7 protein-coding genes, 16 tRNA genes, 4 rRNA genes and 1 pseudogene are annotated in these 17,190 nt (G+C 44.8%); 10 read left to right on the forward strand and 18 right to left on the reverse strand.

The window, feature by feature from the left end; genetic code table 11:
- The first annotated feature begins 265 nt into the window (after positions 1–265).
- The 8 genes from OCV19_RS02015 to OCV19_RS02050 all read left to right on the forward strand — a co-directional run bounded on the left by OCV19_RS02015 (position 266) and on the right by OCV19_RS02050 (position 5,865).
- Positions 266–1,820: ribosomal RNA gene (locus tag OCV19_RS02015) — 16S ribosomal RNA — on the forward strand.
- A 67-nt stretch (positions 1,821–1,887) separates the two neighbouring features.
- Positions 1,888–1,964 (forward strand) — tRNA-Ile (locus OCV19_RS02020).
- A gap of 14 nt (positions 1,965–1,978) precedes the next feature.
- A tRNA-Ala gene (locus OCV19_RS02025) sits at positions 1,979–2,054 on the forward strand.
- 300 nt (positions 2,055–2,354) lie between these two features.
- Positions 2,355–5,237: ribosomal RNA gene (locus tag OCV19_RS02030) — 23S ribosomal RNA — on the forward strand.
- Positions 5,238–5,368: 131 nt separating this feature from the next.
- Positions 5,369–5,484 (forward strand): 5S ribosomal RNA (gene rrf, locus OCV19_RS02035).
- Between the two features lie 39 nt (positions 5,485–5,523).
- Positions 5,524–5,600 (forward strand) — tRNA-Thr (locus OCV19_RS02040).
- A gap of 42 nt (positions 5,601–5,642) precedes the next feature.
- Positions 5,643–5,758 (forward strand): 5S ribosomal RNA (gene rrf / locus OCV19_RS02045).
- The 16S, 23S and 5S rRNA genes sit together here with 4 tRNA genes alongside, the layout of an rRNA operon.
- 30 nt (positions 5,759–5,788) lie before the next feature.
- Positions 5,789–5,865, forward strand: a tRNA-Asp gene (locus OCV19_RS02050).
- Positions 5,866–6,011: 146 nt separating this feature from the next.
- On the opposite strand, the gene OCV19_RS02055 is transcribed toward OCV19_RS02050, so the two are convergent.
- A protein-coding gene (locus tag OCV19_RS02055) for an IS630 family transposase (RefSeq protein ID WP_139093586.1) occupies positions 6,012–7,035 on the reverse strand; the annotation gives its coding sequence in 2 pieces (ribosomal slippage) (positions 6,012–6,587 and positions 6,589–7,035; 1,023 coding nt in all).
- A 23-nt stretch (positions 7,036–7,058) separates the two neighbouring features.
- A pseudogene (locus tag OCV19_RS02060) lies at positions 7,059–8,108 on the reverse strand (IS630 family transposase).
- A gap of 1,068 nt (positions 8,109–9,176) precedes the next feature.
- On the opposite strand from OCV19_RS02060, the gene OCV19_RS02065 reads away from it, so the two are divergent.
- Positions 9,177–9,572, forward strand: coding sequence for a DUF2391 family protein (locus tag OCV19_RS02065; RefSeq protein WP_065675450.1), 396 nt, complete (start codon positions 9,177–9,179; stop codon positions 9,570–9,572).
- A gap of 345 nt (positions 9,573–9,917) precedes the next feature.
- Here OCV19_RS02065 and OCV19_RS02070 read toward each other — a convergent pair.
- The 16 genes from OCV19_RS02070 to mutY form a co-directional block, all read right to left on the reverse strand.
- Positions 9,918–9,993: transfer RNA gene (locus tag OCV19_RS02070), tRNA-Asn, on the reverse strand.
- A gap of 29 nt (positions 9,994–10,022) precedes the next feature.
- Positions 10,023–10,098, reverse strand: a tRNA-Thr gene (locus tag OCV19_RS02075).
- A gap of 36 nt (positions 10,099–10,134) precedes the next feature.
- Positions 10,135–10,210: transfer RNA gene (locus OCV19_RS02080), tRNA-Asn, on the reverse strand.
- Positions 10,211–10,234: 24 nt separating this feature from the next.
- Positions 10,235–10,310, reverse strand: a tRNA-Thr gene (locus OCV19_RS02085).
- A gap of 56 nt (positions 10,311–10,366) precedes the next feature.
- A tRNA-Phe gene (locus OCV19_RS02090) sits at positions 10,367–10,442 on the reverse strand.
- Positions 10,443–10,677: 235 nt separating this feature from the next.
- A complete protein-coding gene (locus tag OCV19_RS02095) occupies positions 10,678–12,303 on the reverse strand; it encodes a methyl-accepting chemotaxis protein (protein WP_065675451.1) in 1,626 nt (541 codons plus the stop codon).
- Positions 12,304–12,677: 374 nt separating this feature from the next.
- A tRNA-Asn gene (locus OCV19_RS02100) sits at positions 12,678–12,753 on the reverse strand.
- 56 nt (positions 12,754–12,809) lie between these two features.
- Positions 12,810–12,885: transfer RNA gene (locus OCV19_RS02105), tRNA-Phe, on the reverse strand.
- A 7-nt stretch (positions 12,886–12,892) separates the two neighbouring features.
- Positions 12,893–12,968, reverse strand: a tRNA-Thr gene (locus tag OCV19_RS02110).
- Positions 12,969–13,039: 71 nt separating this feature from the next.
- A tRNA-Asn gene (locus OCV19_RS02115) sits at positions 13,040–13,115 on the reverse strand.
- A 56-nt stretch (positions 13,116–13,171) separates the two neighbouring features.
- Positions 13,172–13,247: transfer RNA gene (locus OCV19_RS02120), tRNA-Phe, on the reverse strand.
- A 7-nt stretch (positions 13,248–13,254) separates the two neighbouring features.
- A tRNA-Thr gene (locus tag OCV19_RS02125) sits at positions 13,255–13,330 on the reverse strand.
- A 74-nt stretch (positions 13,331–13,404) separates the two neighbouring features.
- Positions 13,405–13,480, reverse strand: a tRNA-Phe gene (locus tag OCV19_RS02130).
- Positions 13,481–13,583: 103 nt separating this feature from the next.
- Complete coding sequence (gene mltC / locus OCV19_RS02135) at positions 13,584–14,717, reverse strand: membrane-bound lytic murein transglycosylase MltC (RefSeq protein WP_048615689.1); 1,134 nt, start codon at positions 14,715–14,717, stop codon at positions 13,584–13,586.
- Positions 14,718–14,786: 69 nt separating this feature from the next.
- Positions 14,787–15,059 carry an oxidative damage protection protein gene (locus tag OCV19_RS02140; protein ID WP_010435637.1) on the reverse strand — a complete coding sequence of 91 codons (273 nt, stop codon included), beginning with the start codon at positions 15,057–15,059 and terminating at the stop codon, positions 14,787–14,789.
- A 28-nt stretch (positions 15,060–15,087) separates the two neighbouring features.
- Entirely contained in the window at positions 15,088–16,149 is a 1,062-nt protein-coding gene (gene mutY / locus OCV19_RS02145) for an A/G-specific adenine glycosylase (protein ID WP_065675452.1), read from the reverse strand.
- A 165-nt stretch (positions 16,150–16,314) separates the two neighbouring features.
- Here mutY and trmB point away from each other — a divergent pair, with 165 nt between their 5' ends.
- Positions 16,315–17,034, forward strand: coding sequence for a tRNA (guanosine(46)-N7)-methyltransferase TrmB (gene trmB / locus OCV19_RS02150; protein ID WP_004735468.1), 720 nt, complete (start codon positions 16,315–16,317; stop codon positions 17,032–17,034).
- Positions 17,035–17,190: the final 156 nt, after the last annotated feature.

Genomic DNA, 17,190 nt, shown 5'->3' on the forward strand with positions numbered 1-17,190 from the left:
ACACGCTCTTTAACAATTTAAACCTATCAATCTGTGTGGGCACTCGTTGATGAATATCAAAACGTTATTACTTAGGTAGTAACCGTTACTTCGGTAACAACTTGATTTCAATGAACTGAGTGACCAATACGTTTAACTACTTGTAGTTATTCGGCACAGTCAATTCATTACCATTCTGTTGGAATGGTAATAGCTTTAGAATTACATGTTCATGTTTACATGAATATTAGTTTTGAAGTCAGTATTCGTTGAGTCACAAAATCTTAAATTGAAGAGTTTGATCATGGCTCAGATTGAACGCTGGCGGCAGGCCTAACACATGCAAGTCGAGCGGAAACGACACTAACAATCCTTCGGGTGCGTTAATGGGCGTCGAGCGGCGGACGGGTGAGTAATGCCTAGGAAATTGCCTTGATGTGGGGGATAACCATTGGAAACGATGGCTAATACCGCATAATGCCTACGGGCCAAAGAGGGGGATCTTCGGACCTCTCGCGTCAAGATATGCCTAGGTGGGATTAGCTAGTTGGTGAGGTAATGGCTCACCAAGGCGACGATCCCTAGCTGGTCTGAGAGGATGATCAGCCACACTGGAACTGAGACACGGTCCAGACTCCTACGGGAGGCAGCAGTGGGGAATATTGCACAATGGGCGAAAGCCTGATGCAGCCATGCCGCGTGTATGAAGAAGGCCTTCGGGTTGTAAAGTACTTTCAGTTGTGAGGAAGGGGGTAACGTTAATAGCGTTATCTCTTGACGTTAGCAACAGAAGAAGCACCGGCTAACTCCGTGCCAGCAGCCGCGGTAATACGGAGGGTGCGAGCGTTAATCGGAATTACTGGGCGTAAAGCGCATGCAGGTGGTTCATTAAGTCAGATGTGAAAGCCCGGGGCTCAACCTCGGAACTGCATTTGAAACTGGTGAACTAGAGTACTGTAGAGGGGGGTAGAATTTCAGGTGTAGCGGTGAAATGCGTAGAGATCTGAAGGAATACCAGTGGCGAAGGCGGCCCCCTGGACAGATACTGACACTCAGATGCGAAAGCGTGGGGAGCAAACAGGATTAGATACCCTGGTAGTCCACGCCGTAAACGATGTCTACTTGGAGGTTGTGGCCTTGAGCCGTGGCTTTCGGAGCTAACGCGTTAAGTAGACCGCCTGGGGAGTACGGTCGCAAGATTAAAACTCAAATGAATTGACGGGGGCCCGCACAAGCGGTGGAGCATGTGGTTTAATTCGATGCAACGCGAAGAACCTTACCTACTCTTGACATCCAGAGAAGCCAGCGGAGACGCAGGTGTGCCTTCGGGAACTCTGAGACAGGTGCTGCATGGCTGTCGTCAGCTCGTGTTGTGAAATGTTGGGTTAAGTCCCGCAACGAGCGCAACCCTTATCCTTGTTTGCCAGCGAGTAATGTCGGGAACTCCAGGGAGACTGCCGGTGATAAACCGGAGGAAGGTGGGGACGACGTCAAGTCATCATGGCCCTTACGAGTAGGGCTACACACGTGCTACAATGGCGCATACAGAGGGCAGCAAGCTAGCGATAGTGAGCGAATCCCAAAAAGTGCGTCGTAGTCCGGATTGGAGTCTGCAACTCGACTCCATGAAGTCGGAATCGCTAGTAATCGTGAATCAGAATGTCACGGTGAATACGTTCCCGGGCCTTGTACACACCGCCCGTCACACCATGGGAGTGGGCTGCAAAAGAAGTGGGTAGTTTAACCTTTCGGGGAGGACGCTCACCACTTTGTGGTTCATGACTGGGGTGAAGTCGTAACAAGGTAGCCCTAGGGGAACCTGGGGCTGGATCACCTCCTTATACGAAGATATGCACGATGAGTACCCACACAGATTGATTAGGTTTAGAAAAGTTAAGAGACGATATTGGGTCTGTAGCTCAGCTGGTTAGAGCGCTCGCCTGATAAGCGGGAGGTCGGTGGTTCAAGTCCACTCAGACCCACCAATATCGACCTAGATGGGGCTATAGCTCAGCTGGGAGAGCGCCTGCCTTGCACGCAGGAGGTCTGCGGTTCGATCCCGCATAGCTCCACCATCTTTAAGTATTCTCTTAAGAGAGTCTTTAAAAATGGTTCATTTTATTGAATCAAGCTCTTTAACAATTTGGAAAGCTGACTGATTGATTACTCACGAGTAATTCAATCAAATTTAAAAGTTCTCAATGTTTATCTTTCATTAGATAAACACAACAAACACATTCAAGTGTCTTGTATTCGATTCAAACTTGTTTGAATCACAATTGAGTCCGGCAAACAGTTATCAGGAATTAACCCTTCTTGATGACAAACAAAAACCTTGGTTAGTTGCCATACGCTAAGACCCTTTCGGGTTGTATGGTTAAGTGACTAAGCGTACACGGTGGATGCCTTGGCAGTCAGAGGCGATGAAAGGCGTAATAACTTGCGATAAGCCCAGATTAGGTAGTAATAACCTTTGAGTCTGGGATTCCTGAATGGGGAAACCCACTTACATAAGTAAGTATCCTGTTGTGAATACATAGCAGCAGGAGGCAAACCGGGGGAACTGAAACATCTAAGTACCCCGAGGAAGAGAAATCAACCGAGATTCCGAAAGTAGCGGCGAGCGAAATTGGATTAGCCCTTAAGCTTTTAATGAGACAGATGAAGGCTCTGGAAAGTGCCGCAATAAAGGGTGATAGCCCGTAATCGACATCTCATCATCAGTGAAAACGAGTAGGGCGGGACACGTGATATCCTGTCTGAATATGGGGACCATCCTCCAAGGCTAAATACTACTGACTGACCGATAGTGAACCAGTACCGTGAGGGAAAGGCGAAAAGAACCCTGTGAGGGAGTGAAATAGAACCTGAAACCGTGTACGTACAAGCAGTAGGAGCACCTTCGTGGTGTGACTGCGTACCTTTTGTATAATGGGTCAGCGACTTAATTTTAGTAGCAAGGTTAACCGTTTAGGGGAGCCGTAGGGAAACCGAGTCTTAACTGGGCGTACAGTTGCTAGGATTAGACCCGAAACCAGGTGATCTAGCCATGGGCAGGTTGAAGGTTGAGTAACATCAACTGGAGGACCGAACCGACTAATGTTGAAAAATTAGCGGATGACTTGTGGCTAGGTGAAAGGCCAATCAAACCTGGAGATAGCTGGTTCTCCCCGAAAGCTATTTAGGTAGCGCCTCGGACGAATACTACTGGGGGTAGAGCACTGTTAAGGCTAGGGGGTCATCCCGACTTACCAACCCTTTGCAAACTCCGAATACCAGTAAGTACTATCCGGGAGACACACGGCGGGTGCTAACGTCCGTCGTGGAGAGGGAAACAACCCAGACCGCCAGCTAAGGTCCCAAAGTATAGCTAAGTGGGAAACGATGTGGGAAGGCTCAGACAGCCAGGATGTTGGCTTAGAAGCAGCCATCATTTAAAGAAAGCGTAATAGCTCACTGGTCGAGTCGGCCTGCGCGGAAGATGTAACGGGGCTAAGCTATACACCGAAGCTGCGGCTACGTACCTTAGGGTATGTGGGGTAGGGAGCGTTCTGTAAGCCGTTGAAGGTGGTCTGTAAGGGCTGCTGGAGGTATCAGAAGTGCGAATGCTGACATGAGTAACGATAAAGGGAGTGAAAACTCCCTCGCCGGAAGACCAAGGGTTCCTGTCCAACGTTAATCGGGGCAGGGTAAGTCGACTCCTAAGGCGAGGCCGAAAGGCGTAGTCGATGGGAAACGGGTTAATATTCCCGTACTTCTTACAATTGCGATGGGGGGACGGAGAAGGCTAGGTGGGCCTGGCGACGGTTGTCCAGGTTCAAGTATGTAGGCGGGTGGTTTAGGTAAATCCGGACCGCTACTAACGCTGAGATACGATGTCGAGCTACTACGGTAGTGAAGTCATTGATGCCATGCTTCCAGGAAAAGCCTCTAAGCTTCAGATTGTAAGGAATCGTACCCCAAACCGACACAGGTGGTCGGGTAGAGAATACCAAGGCGCTTGAGAGAACTCGGGTGAAGGAACTAGGCAAAATGGTACCGTAACTTCGGGAGAAGGTACGCTCTTATCAGTGAAGTCCCTTGCGGATGGAGCAGACGAGAGTCGCAGATACCAGGTGGCTGCAACTGTTTATTAAAAACACAGCACTGTGCAAAATCGTAAGATGACGTATACGGTGTGACGCCTGCCCGGTGCCGGAAGGTTAATTGATGGGGTTAGACTTCGGTCGAAGCTCTTGATCGAAGCCCCGGTAAACGGCGGCCGTAACTATAACGGTCCTAAGGTAGCGAAATTCCTTGTCGGGTAAGTTCCGACCTGCACGAATGGCGTAATGATGGCCACGCTGTCTCCACCCGAGACTCAGTGAAATTGAAATCGCTGTGAAGATGCAGTGTACCCGCGGCTAGACGGAAAGACCCCGTGAACCTTTACTACAGCTTGGCACTGAACATTGAACCTACATGTGTAGGATAGGTGGGAGACTTTGAAACCGCGTCGCTAGATGTGGTGGAGTCGTCCTTGAAATACCACCCTTGTAGTTTTGATGTTCTAACGTTGGTCCCTGAATCGGGATTACGGACAGTGCCTGGTGGGTAGTTTGACTGGGGCGGTCTCCTCCCAAAGAGTAACGGAGGAGCACGAAGGTGGGCTAAACACGGTTGGACATCGTGTGGTTAGTGCAATGGCATAAGCCCGCTTGACTGCGAGAATGACAATTCGAGCAGGTGCGAAAGCAGGTCATAGTGATCCGGTGGTTCTGAATGGAAGGGCCATCGCTCAACGGATAAAAGGTACTCGGGGATAACAGGCTGATACCGCCCAAGAGTTCATATCGACGGCGGTGTTTGGCACCTCGATGTCGGCTCATCACATCCTGGGGCTGAAGTCGGTCCCAAGGGTATGGCTGTTCGCCATTTAAAGTGGTACGCGAGCTGGGTTTAGAACGTCGTGAGACAGTTCGGTCCCTATCTGCCGTGGGCGTTGGAAAATTGAAAGGGGCTGCTCCTAGTACGAGAGGACCGGAGTGGACGAACCTCTGGTGTTCGGGTTGTCATGCCAATGGCATTGCCCGGTAGCTAAGTTCGGAATCGATAACCGCTGAAAGCATCTAAGCGGGAAGCGAGCCTTGAGATGAGTTTTCCCTGGCACTATAAGTGTCCTAAAGGGTTGTCGTAGACTACGACGTTGATAGGCAGGGTGTGTAAGTGCTGCGAGGCATTGAGCTAACCTGTACTAATTGCCCGTGAGGCTTAACCATACAACACCCAAGGGGTTTTGTGGACTCAAAGACAGACCTTGAATGAGTTTGAAGAGAAATAACTTTTAAATACAGTTTTCCAGATTATTTTGCCTTCAGTTTTAAAAAACTGAAAGTAAAAGCAAAATTTGCTTGGCGACCATAGCATTGTGGACCCACCTGATTCCATGCCGAACTCAGAAGTGAAACACAATAGCGCCGATGGTAGTGTGGGGCTTCCCCATGTGAGAGTAGGACATCGCCAGGCTTTAAAATTTTAGAGTCGTTTTTAAACGGTTCTTGAATTGCTGATATAGCTCAGCCCGGTAGAGCGCACCCTTGGTAAGGGTGAGGTCCCCAGTTCGAGTCTGGGTATCAGCACCACTATTTAGTTGATTTGATTCACCAAATTAACAACAGAATTTGTTTGACGACCATAGCATTGTGGACCCACCTGATTCCATGCCGAACTCAGAAGTGAAACACAATAGCGCCGATGGTAGTGTGGGGCTTCCCCATGTGAGAGTAGGACATCGTCAGGCTCAAATTGCTTTATGCTGAATAGACACTGCGGAGTGGTAGTTCAGTTGGTTAGAATACCGGCCTGTCACGCCGGGGGTCGCGGGTTCGAGTCCCGTCCACTCCGCCACTTATTAGAAAGCCTAGTCTTATGACTAGGCTTTCGTCGTTTCTGGGTATCGATAATTTGGTCTCCAACCACGAATTCCGGTCGCCTGAGATCCCAGCTACTCCGCTACTTATACCAATTCCATTAATTAATACCAATTCCATTAATTAACTTATCAATCTAGTCCAGTCTCTAAAGCAGAGAGATTGGACTCTGCGTTTATCTTCACAAAAACTGTTCCAAGCTTCGCACACCGAGTTCACTATATCGTTATAGTTCTCAAAACACCGATTCGCTAACCTGTACTGACGAAGCCATTGCCAAACTTGCTCTATTGGGTTTAATTCTGGTGAATAGGGCGGGATATGGATTATCGTGATGTTCTTAAAGTGATTGGCTAAGTGTGTTTGATGCCAGCTTGCTTGATCCATAATAATCACTGAGTGTTTACCAATAGGTGTCGCCGTTGAGATCAATTCAAGGTGCTTCGTCATGGCTTCCATGTTGCTTAGCGGTGAAACAATCGCTTCAGCTTCGCCCGTATTGACACAAATAGCTCCAAACAAATAAGCGTACTCAAATTGCTGCTGTTGAACGGCTCTAGGTCGAGTTCCTTTTTCAGCCCAAATCTTGGTTGTGGTATTGCGCTGACCAAATCTAGCTTCGTCTTGAAACCAAACAAGTACTTCTTGTAAGTGGATATGGCCAGGGATCTTAAGGATCGTTTCTATTTGGAATTTTTTTAAAAGACTCTTGGGTTTCTTCTGATTGTTTTGGGTGCTTTGAACGCGTTGTTATCCAGCTCAAGTTAAGTTCATGCAACAAGCGGTATATACCGGATGGTTGGTAAGAAACGTCAAATTCATCAAAGATGAATTGTGCGATATCACTCCCTTGTAAACGCCCACCTTCAGGTTTTATCGCATTTGAAGTGACGTATTCTTTAAGGTGTGCTTTTTGCTCAGTAGTCAGTCTGGAAGGCCTTCCCGTATGAGGTTTTTCTGTTAGTCCCTCAACGCCATAATCGAGATAGGCTTTTATCCATTTGTTCACACTAAGACGACTGACTTTAAGAAATGAAGCGATTTCAGTTCGATTTTTACCATCAATAAAGTGAGATGCGGCGAGTAATCTTAGTCTTAACCTAGCGTTGGAGGTTGTGCTGATAAGTTTTGATAAATCTGAGTTCATATAGACTCCTTTCAGAGTCCATATTAGATCACAAATTTAATGGAATTGGTATAACTTACCAATCGAGTCCAATCTCTAAAGCAGAGGGATTGGACTCTGCGTTTATCTTCACAAAAACTGTTCCAAGCATTGCATACTGAGTTCACTATATCGTTATAGTTTTCAAAACACCTATTCGCTAACTTGTATTGTCGAAGCCATTGCCAAACTTGTTCTATCGGGTTTAATTCTGGTGAATATGGCGGGATATGGATTATCGTGATGTTCTTAAAATGATTGGCTAAATGTGTTTGATACCAGCTCGCTTGATCCATAATAACCACGGAATGTTTACCTCTAGGGGTCGCCGTTGAGATTAATTCAAGATGCTTCGTCATTGCTTCCATGTTGCTTAACGGTGAAACAATAGCTTCAGCTTCGCCTGTATTGATACAAACGGCTCCAAACAAATAAGCGTACTCAAATTGTTGCTGTTGAACGGCTCTAGGTCGAGTTCCTTTTTCTGCCCAAATCTTGGTTGTGGTATTGCGTTGACCAAATCTAGCTTCATCTTGAAACCAAACAAGCACTTCTTTTAAGTGGATATGCCCAGGGATCTTAAGGATCGTTTCTATTGGGAATTTTTTTAAAAGATTCTTGAGCTTCTTCTGATTGTTTTGGGTGCTTTGAACGTGTCGTTATCCAACTCAAATTAAGTTCATGCAGTAAGCGGTATACACCGGATGGCTGGTAAGATATATCAAATTCATCAAGGATGAATTGTGTGATGTCACTCCCTTGTAAGCGCCCACCTTCAGGTTTTATTGCATTTGAAGTGACGTATTCTTTAAGATGTTTTTTTGCTCAATAGTGAGTCTGGAAGGTCTTCCTGTATGAGGTTTTTCTACTAACCCTTCAACACCAAAATCAAGATAGGCCTTGATCCATTTATTCACACTGAGACGACTGACTTTAAGAAATGACGCGATTTCAGTTCGATTTTTACCATCGATAAAGTGAGAGACCGCGAGTAATCTTAGCCTCAACCTCACGTTGGAGGTTGTGCCGATAAGCTTTGATAAATCTGAGTTCATATAGGCTCCTTTCAGAGTATATATTAGATCATGAATTTAATGAAATTGGTATTATAAGAAGCCTCGCTAGAAATCGCGGTGCTTTTTTGCATCTAAATTACAGTGCTTCGCACGTCAGTCGAATAATTTACACAAAAGACTCCCCTTAGCCTACAGCATCGGTGTTCTCCAAAACCAACCCTATGACTATGGAGTACATCATTTCTGACTCTTGATATGATTTGGCACGAGCATCACTTCAAATGCACACTGCTTTAAGCTTAGTGCTCAAAAACTCGAGCCATACGATGTGTAAGTTAGCTTTATGAGACAGAACTGACTCAACGTATCCCCTTCTCGCACCTGAAACTATACAGGCCCTACAGCCCATCTTTTTGCTCTGCACTTGTAGGCTGTTTCTCGATTTAGCGAGTGTCCGTCAGGTACTAGATTACAGCCCTTCCTCCATGAAACCTGACTTCTGTCCTGTCTGTGAATCTAGAGGATAGTTCTGATGTGTAATTAGGGCTCTATCATGGAGGCTTCTCTTAAGAACGCTAGAGCTCATAATGAGTCGACTTAATGTCTCTTGTTATGCATTGAGCTTAAAACTACTCTCGATGGTATTGAGAGCCTTGTTAGAACCACTTTAAAGGGTGAAAGTGGAGTAAATTCAGCTTTGAAAGGTGAGAGTTGATAGGTTGCGTTCCAAAGTGGTGTTGGAGGGATATTTAATCTAAGAAATAGAGCATCCCTCGTATCCGTATCTACACGTGCATTGATGTTCATCCCCAACTGATTGCGATGTTCTCTGGTTCTAGGGGATGGTATTTTAGGATATTTACCGGTCTCTCTTCGATTCTGATTTGCTTGTTGACTAGATATGAATTGGTTGTTTGACCGTTTTGCTCTGAGCATATTGATTTCTTGCTGGTTAGTTCAAGCTATGTTTTGGCTATTGCGACTAAGATAAAGATAGAAGGTGACTACTGTTTGCTTGGTAAGAATAGAAAATCCCCAAGTCATCGGTGGATAGTTTTGTGATTTTTTAAGAAATAGATAAAGCCTTAAAACCTAATGGATCTAACTATGAAATTGAGTTTTAACTTTGAAGATGCGAGCCAGATCTTTGTGGGATCTTTCGCTTTGGCCGTGCCGATTTCTTTTTCTGAAGAGGCTTGGAAGTTAGGGGAGACTTTACCTACCGCTAATCTATTGCTGCTATTTTTACTGTCTGCGGTGTTCTTAGGCTTCTATACGTATGAGAGTGTCTTTCAAAAAGATGTTGTTGCTCGGTTGCCGGTGTTTATTTTCAGAATAGTTATTGCTTATGTTATGACGGCATTGGTCGTTGCTTTGGTACTGACTTGCCTAGACAAATTACCTCTATTAAGTGATCCCATCGTATCGATCAAAAGAGTGATTGTTATTTCAATGCCAGCCTCTATGGGCGCTATTGTTGTGGATAGTTTTGATAAAGAGTGACCTGTGTGTCAATTTGGATTGAAGTGTCTTACAGAGCTTTTCTAGCGCTTATTTGATTCGTCATTAAGCTTTCTCATATCCAAATTTAGCATTGATTTTTTCAACCGATCTCCTCATCAATAAAATGAGTAGCAACGTACTGTGACTAGCTCTTACGTGAATGTGTCGTTTGTTGTTGGGAGATTTTGAATTGCATTAAGTAGCGAAGATTTGTAGCTTTGGAAGGATATAAAAACGGTTGGTTTCTGAATTGAATATGGTATTTGAAAGGTGAGGGTAGTTGTATTAATAAGTTAGGATCTTTAAATGCAAAAAAGCCGCATCAATGATGCGGCTTCTTTTAATTGGCTCCCCTTGCAAGACTTGAACTTGCGACATACGGATTAACAGTCCGCCGTTCTACCAACTGAACTAAAGGGGAATTGATTGTTTAGTCTCTAATCAAGAGAATGGTGCCGACTACCGGAATCGAACTGGTGACCTACTGATTACAAGTCAGTTGCTCTACCTACTGAGCTAAGTCGGCATCATGAATCAAAAAGCTTATGCTTGATGATTAACTTGGCTCCCCTTGCAAGACTTGAACTTGCGACATACGGATTAACAGTCCGCCGTTCTACCAACTGAACTAAAGGGGAATTATTCTTAAAGCTTTAAAGAAATGGTGCCGACTACCGGAGTCGAACTGGTGACCTACTGATTACAAGTCAGTTGCTCTACCTACTGAGCTAAGTCGGCACATAATATTTCTTTGTGCTTTACTGTTGTTGTCTAAGACACCAACAAATAAATTGTGGTGCCCGGAGGCGGAATCGAACCACCGACACGAGGATTTTCAATCCTCTGCTCTACCGACTGAGCTATCCGGGCGACGAGGTGTATTAAACGTGTTTTCGCGTTCTGGGTCAACATTAAATTGCAAAAAAAGTATCGTTTGATGTTTTTCTATACTTAGTGGGTTGTTTTTGCTCGTTTGGGGTGAAAAACCTAGGTCTAGCATGCCCTAAAAGATAGTAAAACTACGGTTAACTACACTGAATGGGCGCCGAAATAAAAAAAGCACGTATGAAAACGTGCTTTTTTATTTAAAAAATTTCTAGGGAGTTTAGTGTTTTACTTCAAACCTATTAACCCAAGCTTCTAATTCGTTGGAAAGAGAGGCAAGACTTTGGGTGCTGTTATGACTTTCTGTTACGACATTACTCAGTTGGTTACCGCTCTCTTCGATCATATTGATACGCTTCGATATATCATCGCTCACCTGAGTCTGCTCAGCGGCCGCTGTTGCGATTTGATGACTCATTGATGAAATGGACTCTAATGCGACAACAATCTGTTGTAGTGCTTCAGAGGCGTTTTGAGACTCTGTTACGGTGCTTTCACTGGTCGCGGCACAAACTTCCATGGTTTGAATTGCGTTGCGAGATCCTTCTTGAAGGTTATTAATCATTAATTGGATTTCTTTGGTGCTCGATTGTGTTCGGCCTGCAAGGTTACGAACCTCATCTGCTACAACAGCAAATCCACGACCTTGTTCGCCAGCTCGAGCTGCTTCAGTGGCTGCGTTAAGTGCCAACAGGTTAGTTTGCTCCGCTATATCACCAATCACATCCAATACTTTTGCAATGTTGTTTACATCGTTATCTAGGTTAGCGACAGCTTCGCTTGCTGTGCCTAGTTGGCCTGCTAGGCCTTGAATGTTATCTACTGTGTTGTGAATGAGTTGTTGGGTATGTTGGCTCTGTTTGTCGGCCTCATCTGTGTTGCGCGCGGTATCGCTAGCGGAATCAGCAACGTTATTGGCTGAAGAGGCCATCTCGGTCATTGCTGTCGCTATCATTTCTGTTGATTGCTGTTGGGTCTCTGTCAGTTGAGCAATTGACCCAGCGCGATCTTCTACGCGCTGCAGTTCGCCCCTTAATGCCAGCATTGAAGCATCAAGGTTTGATACTAGTTCAGCCAGTGATTTACTCATTTGTTGTACTGCCTGGTAAATACTGCCGGCTGTTGCCTGAGTTTCGAAAGAGGTTTGAATTCGACCTTGTGCTACGGCTTGTACTGCTTCTCGTACGTCTTTAGGTTCGCCGCCAAGAAGCGCTAGCATGCGTTTAATGGATACAATTAGGCTCGCTAGAATAAGACCAGCAATCACCACACAAAGGAATAGCTGCCATTGAGCAGTAGACCAAAAACGAGCGTTAACTTCATTGAATCCGATACCGGTGCCGACAACCCAGCCCCAATGTGGCGTTTTCTCTGCAATAGACAGTTTTTCTTCAATCGTTCCATCTGGCAGTTTTTGTGTCCAGGTGTACTCAATGATCTGGCCAGTACGATTACCAAGTACTCTTTGGATTAGCTGACCAACACTATTGCCGTCGCCATCTTTAAAGTCGTTAAAGCTGGTTCCGTGTAGTTGAGGATCTAATGGTGTAGCGATAAACGTCATGTGCTCATCGGCTACGTAAACATATTCATTGTCTTTATAGATGTTGTTACGAAGAAGGCGAGTAGCCAGTTTCTTAGCTTGCTCTTCTTCTAGAGTGCCATCAATCGCCATCTTCTCGACTTCAGTAAGGATGCTGTATGCACTCTTAAATAGCTCTGTCACACGAGCCTTGTTGTCCATGTTGCTAGCGACTCTCAATGTCCATAAACCAGTAGCCGTCAGTGCTAGCAGGGCGATCAATATGATGCCCGATAATAAGTAAGCTTGCGTTTTTAGTTTCATATTTCCCCGCGCAGCGATTCAATAATTAGTATTAGGTATAATTCATCGAATCTTAATCTAAGTGGTGTAGGGCTGATATTAGAAAGACATCAAAACATGATAGAGATTAAATTTTCGAAGAAAAAAAAGTAACAGAACTCGGTTCTGTTTTTTTGATGTGAAGATTAGCGTGTCATGAACTTTGGGATGAGTGGTTCTGTTGGAGTGGGGGACTCTTTATAGATCTTAGAATCTGCTGCTGTAGTAAGAGTACTAGAAGGAGATAACTCAATTTATCGAGACTGATTAAGAGTAGAGCTGATGAGTATATTGAATAGAGTTTGCTTTTGTTCAAACGAAAAAAGCCAAGTCTTTCGACTTGGCTTTTTTGAATGTGGCTCCCCTTGCAAGACTTGAACTTGCGACATACGGATTAACAGTCCGCCGTTCTACCAACTGAACTAAAGGGGAATTATTTGTGTCAACATCAGGTCTATAAAGACCATTATTTGTTAAGCACCAAATAATGGTGCCTCGAGGCGGAATCGAACCACCGACACGCGGATTTTCAATCCGCTGCTCTACCGACTGAGCTATCGAGGCAAAAGAATGGTGCCGACTACCGGAGTCGAACTGGTGACCTACTGATTACAAGTCAGTTGCTCTACCTACTGAGCTAAGTCGGCACACTAAATTCTTTGCTTAAAGAGTTAAACTCTTCAATTAAAACCTCATATAAAATGAAGTCCTTTAAAAATGGCTCCCCTTGCAAGACTTGAACTTGCGACATACGGATTAACAGTCCGCCGTTCTACCAACTGAACTAAAGGGGAATTACTTGTCTCAACATCAGGTCTATAAAGACCATTATTTGTTAAGTACCAAATAATGGTGCCTCGAGGCGGAATCGAACCACCGACACGCGGATTTTCAATCCGCTGCTCTACCGACTGAGCTATCGAGGCAAAAGAATGGTGCCGACTACCGGAGTCGAACTGGTGACCTACTGATTACAAGTCAGTTGCTCTACCTACTGAGCTAAGTCGGCACACTAAATTCTTTATGCTTTTGTCCGTGTTGCTACTCCCTGTTAAAGAGTGTTGACACCAACAAATCAAATTGTGGTGCCCGGAGGCGGAATCGAACCACCGACACGAGGATTTTCAATCCTCTGCTCTACCGACTGAGCTATCCGGGCAACGGAGCGCTATTAAACGGATTTTCTTCATAACCGTCAACACCTTTTTTGAAAATAATTAAAAAAAACGTTCGTTAGTTGTTTTTTTATTCAAAAGTGAGGCTTACGTTTTACCTTGGTTAAAATCTTTCTTGAATTTTGTTACTTTTTCTAAGTAACGACGCGACTCTTTGTTTGGGTGCTTTTTAGTAAGTGCCCAGTACGCTTGGCTAGGTTGCAGCGAGTTTAGGTCTCGCATTGCTCGCTTTCTGTCCTTACTGAAGGTATTGAGTACGCCACCCGTGCCGCCGTTGTATGCTGAAATCATGCTGTACTCGAGCGTTGTCGGGTGTTTTACATCTTTCAAATAACGATTTTTGAGTATGTAAAAGTATGCGGTGCCAGCATCAATGTTGTTTTCTGGATTGAATAAATACTCAGGACTTGGCTCTCCAGGCTTGTTCTTTACTAGCTTAAACACATCTCGACCAGCGGTTTTAGGCACCACCTGCATAAGACCGTATGCATTCGCCCAACTCACCGCGTAGGGGTTGAAACTACTCTCTGTTTTGATAATCGCGTAGATCAAGTCTTCAGGAATGTCATAACGTTGCGATGCTCGTCGAACGATATCGGCGTATTGATAACTACGCTGACTGGCGTGATCGGCTACCATTGGGATCTCAACGTAATAGGCTTTTTTAAAGTCGACTTCTTTGGTTTTTAGGTTATTAGCGATCAGGTAATCAGCGAACTGGTTAGCGCGCCAAGACCATTGGATAGGCTTTTTTTCTTGGTCTACAACTTGGTTGTAGAGGAAAGGCCTGCCTTCTAATTTGATGCTTTTGGAAGAGAATAGGTCGACATGCGCTGGATCATCTGGCGTCAAAAGCGTTGTCATGATTGCGTTTTTGAGGTGTTTTTTAGGTTCAGTCGAGGAGACCGTTTCTACCGTTATGAGGCCTTCGCTAAAGTTTACTTCTGAACGGCTCAGGTAATTATCTATGTATTTCACATAGTTACTCTTACCTGCCATTTTTACTTCACTACTGCCCCAGCGTTTTTGGATATTGCCAGAAAAGCTATTAATCAAAGCATCTAGTGCTCCGGTGTCTTTTTCAAACTGACCAGGTAGCTCCGCTAAGTTGCTTACAAATCGGTTGGTCGGTTCGTAATTAACATCATAAATGCTTTCGACAAATTCACGGCTGCAGCCAGTTAATAACATGGCTGTTAGGAAGTAACTTAGCTTTTTCATAGTTCCTCATACAAAAATGACATCGCAGCGTTAACCATGATGTCATTAAAAATTGCTTAAATAAATGTCTTATTCGCTTGGTGGAGTATAGCCATCAATTACGACATCTTTACCTTCGAAAAGGAAGTTAACCATCTCAGTTTCAAGAAGTTTACGATGCTCAGGATCCATCATGTTTAGCTTCTTTTCATTGATAAGCATAGTTTGCTTGCTTTGCCATTGTCCCCAAGCTTCTTTAGACACGTTGTCAAAGATACGCTTACCTAAGTCACCTGGGTAAAGTTGAAAATCTAGGCCTTCAGCATCTTTTTGAAGGCGAGCACAAAATACAGTGCGGCTCATAGTGGTTCCTCTTATCGCGTTCGTTGATTCAAACGTCGTCGTTCAGTTCAAAGGGTAGGCTCTCAATAAGCTGCTTTACAGGAGCGGCTAGGCCAATTTCTTCCGGTTTTGATAAGTTATACCAGAGACCTTTAGTCCCTTCCATTATCAAATCTGGTTGTTTATCTAATTTCACTAATACTGGCGTGATATCTAAGTGGTAGTGGCTGAAAGTGTGTCTAAACGCAATCATGGTCTTGATCGAATTGGTTTGAGTGTCTTTGATCGAGCGAAGATCTAGTTGATGTTCGATCTCTGCGTTTTCATTTTGAGGGAAACAAAACAATCCGCCCCAGATACCAGATTGAGGGCGCTGTTCGAGCCACACTTGGTTATCGTGATACAGAATCACAAACCATGTTTCTTTTACTGGCTTTTCTTTCTTAGGCTTTTTGCCTGGGAAGTCGAGCTGTCTATCGAGCTTCTTGGCCTCACACATGCTTTCAATTGGGCAAAGGGTACATTTAGGTTTGCTACGGGTACAAACCATCGCTCCCATGTCCATCATTGCTTGGTTGTACTTATCGACATCTTTCTTCGGTGTATGTGCTTCGGCGTGTTCCCAAAGCTGGTTCTCGACTTTCTTTTGCCCCGGCCACCCTTCAACGGCAAAGCTTCTCGCAAGCGTTCGTTTTACATTGCCATCAAGAATCGCATGAGGAAGCTTATGAACCGAAGACAGCACTGCAGCTGCAGTCGAGCGACCGATGCCCGGTAGCGCGTTCATCTCTTCGATAGAAAGCGGAAATTCACCATCATATTGCTCAGCAACGATCTTAGCTGCTTTATGTAGATTGCGAGCTCGTGCGTAATAACCAAGCCCTGTCCATAAGTGGAGTACCTCATCTTGTTCGGCGTTCGCTAGGTCGATAACCGTTGGAAAGCGTTCCAAGAAGCGCTGGTAGTATGGAATCACCGTAGCAACCTGAGTCTGCTGAAGCATGATTTCAGATAGCCAAACGGTGTAGGCGGTTTTGTTTTGTTGCCAAGGCAATTCTTTACGCCCGTAGGCGTCATACCACTTTAATATGGCGGTTGCGAAAGGAGTCACGACATGCTCTATGCTTTGCTATTATTAGAAGTGAAATTGCACCACACTTAACGTTGGATGTAAAACAGACAAATTGTGTGGGAATTTATCCACGGAAAGACTTGCACCGGAGGCAATTCTTTGGATAATCCCCGCTTTGATTAATCAATGTGCAGGCAAAAATCAATGAGTGAAGTGACCACTAACGAATATACTGAAGACGGCAAACTGGTTCGTAAGATCCGTAGTTTTGTTCGCCGCGAAGGCCGCTTAACAAAAGGCCAAGAGAACGCGATGAATGAATGTTGGCCAACAATGGGTATCGACTACAACCCAGAGCTTCTTAACTGGAAAGAAGTATTTGGCAACGATAACCCGGTTGTACTAGAGATTGGCTTCGGTATGGGTGCATCACTGGTTGAAATGGCAAAGAACGCACCTGAGAAAAACTTCTTAGGTATTGAAGTTCATAGCCCGGGTGTTGGTGCGTGTTTAGGTACAGCTCGCGATGCTGGCGTAACTAACCTGCGTGTAATGTGTCACGATGCGGTAGAAGTATTTGAACACATGATTCCAGATAGCAGCCTGCATACACTGCAACTGTTTTTCCCTGACCCATGGCACAAAGCTCGCCACCATAAACGTCGTATCGTTAAGGCTGAGTTTGCAGAGATGGTTCGCGGCAAGCTTCAACTTGATACTGGTATTTTCCACATGGCAACAGACTGGGAAAACTACGCAGAACATATGATTGAAGTGATGAACGTAGCTCCAGGCTTCGAAAACATCGCTGAAGATGGTGATTACATCCCTCGTCCTGATGAGCGCCCGCTAACTAAGTTTGAAGCTCGTGGCCACCGTTTAGGTCATGGTGTTTGGGACATTAAGTTCAAGCGTACTAAGTAATTCTGAATCAAATTAAGTGAAGGGCAATCCGACTTAGGATTTAACCCCTACACTTTATGGGATTGATTAAAGCCAACATTATTGTAATGTTGGCTTTTTTGTCCTTAGGCTTTTATTGCTATAAAGGCTTAAGGACAGAAAGTAACGTAACACCCC

This window comes from Vibrio celticus, from assembly GCF_024347335.1.
Taxonomy (GTDB): domain Bacteria; phylum Pseudomonadota; class Gammaproteobacteria; order Enterobacterales; family Vibrionaceae; genus Vibrio; species Vibrio celticus.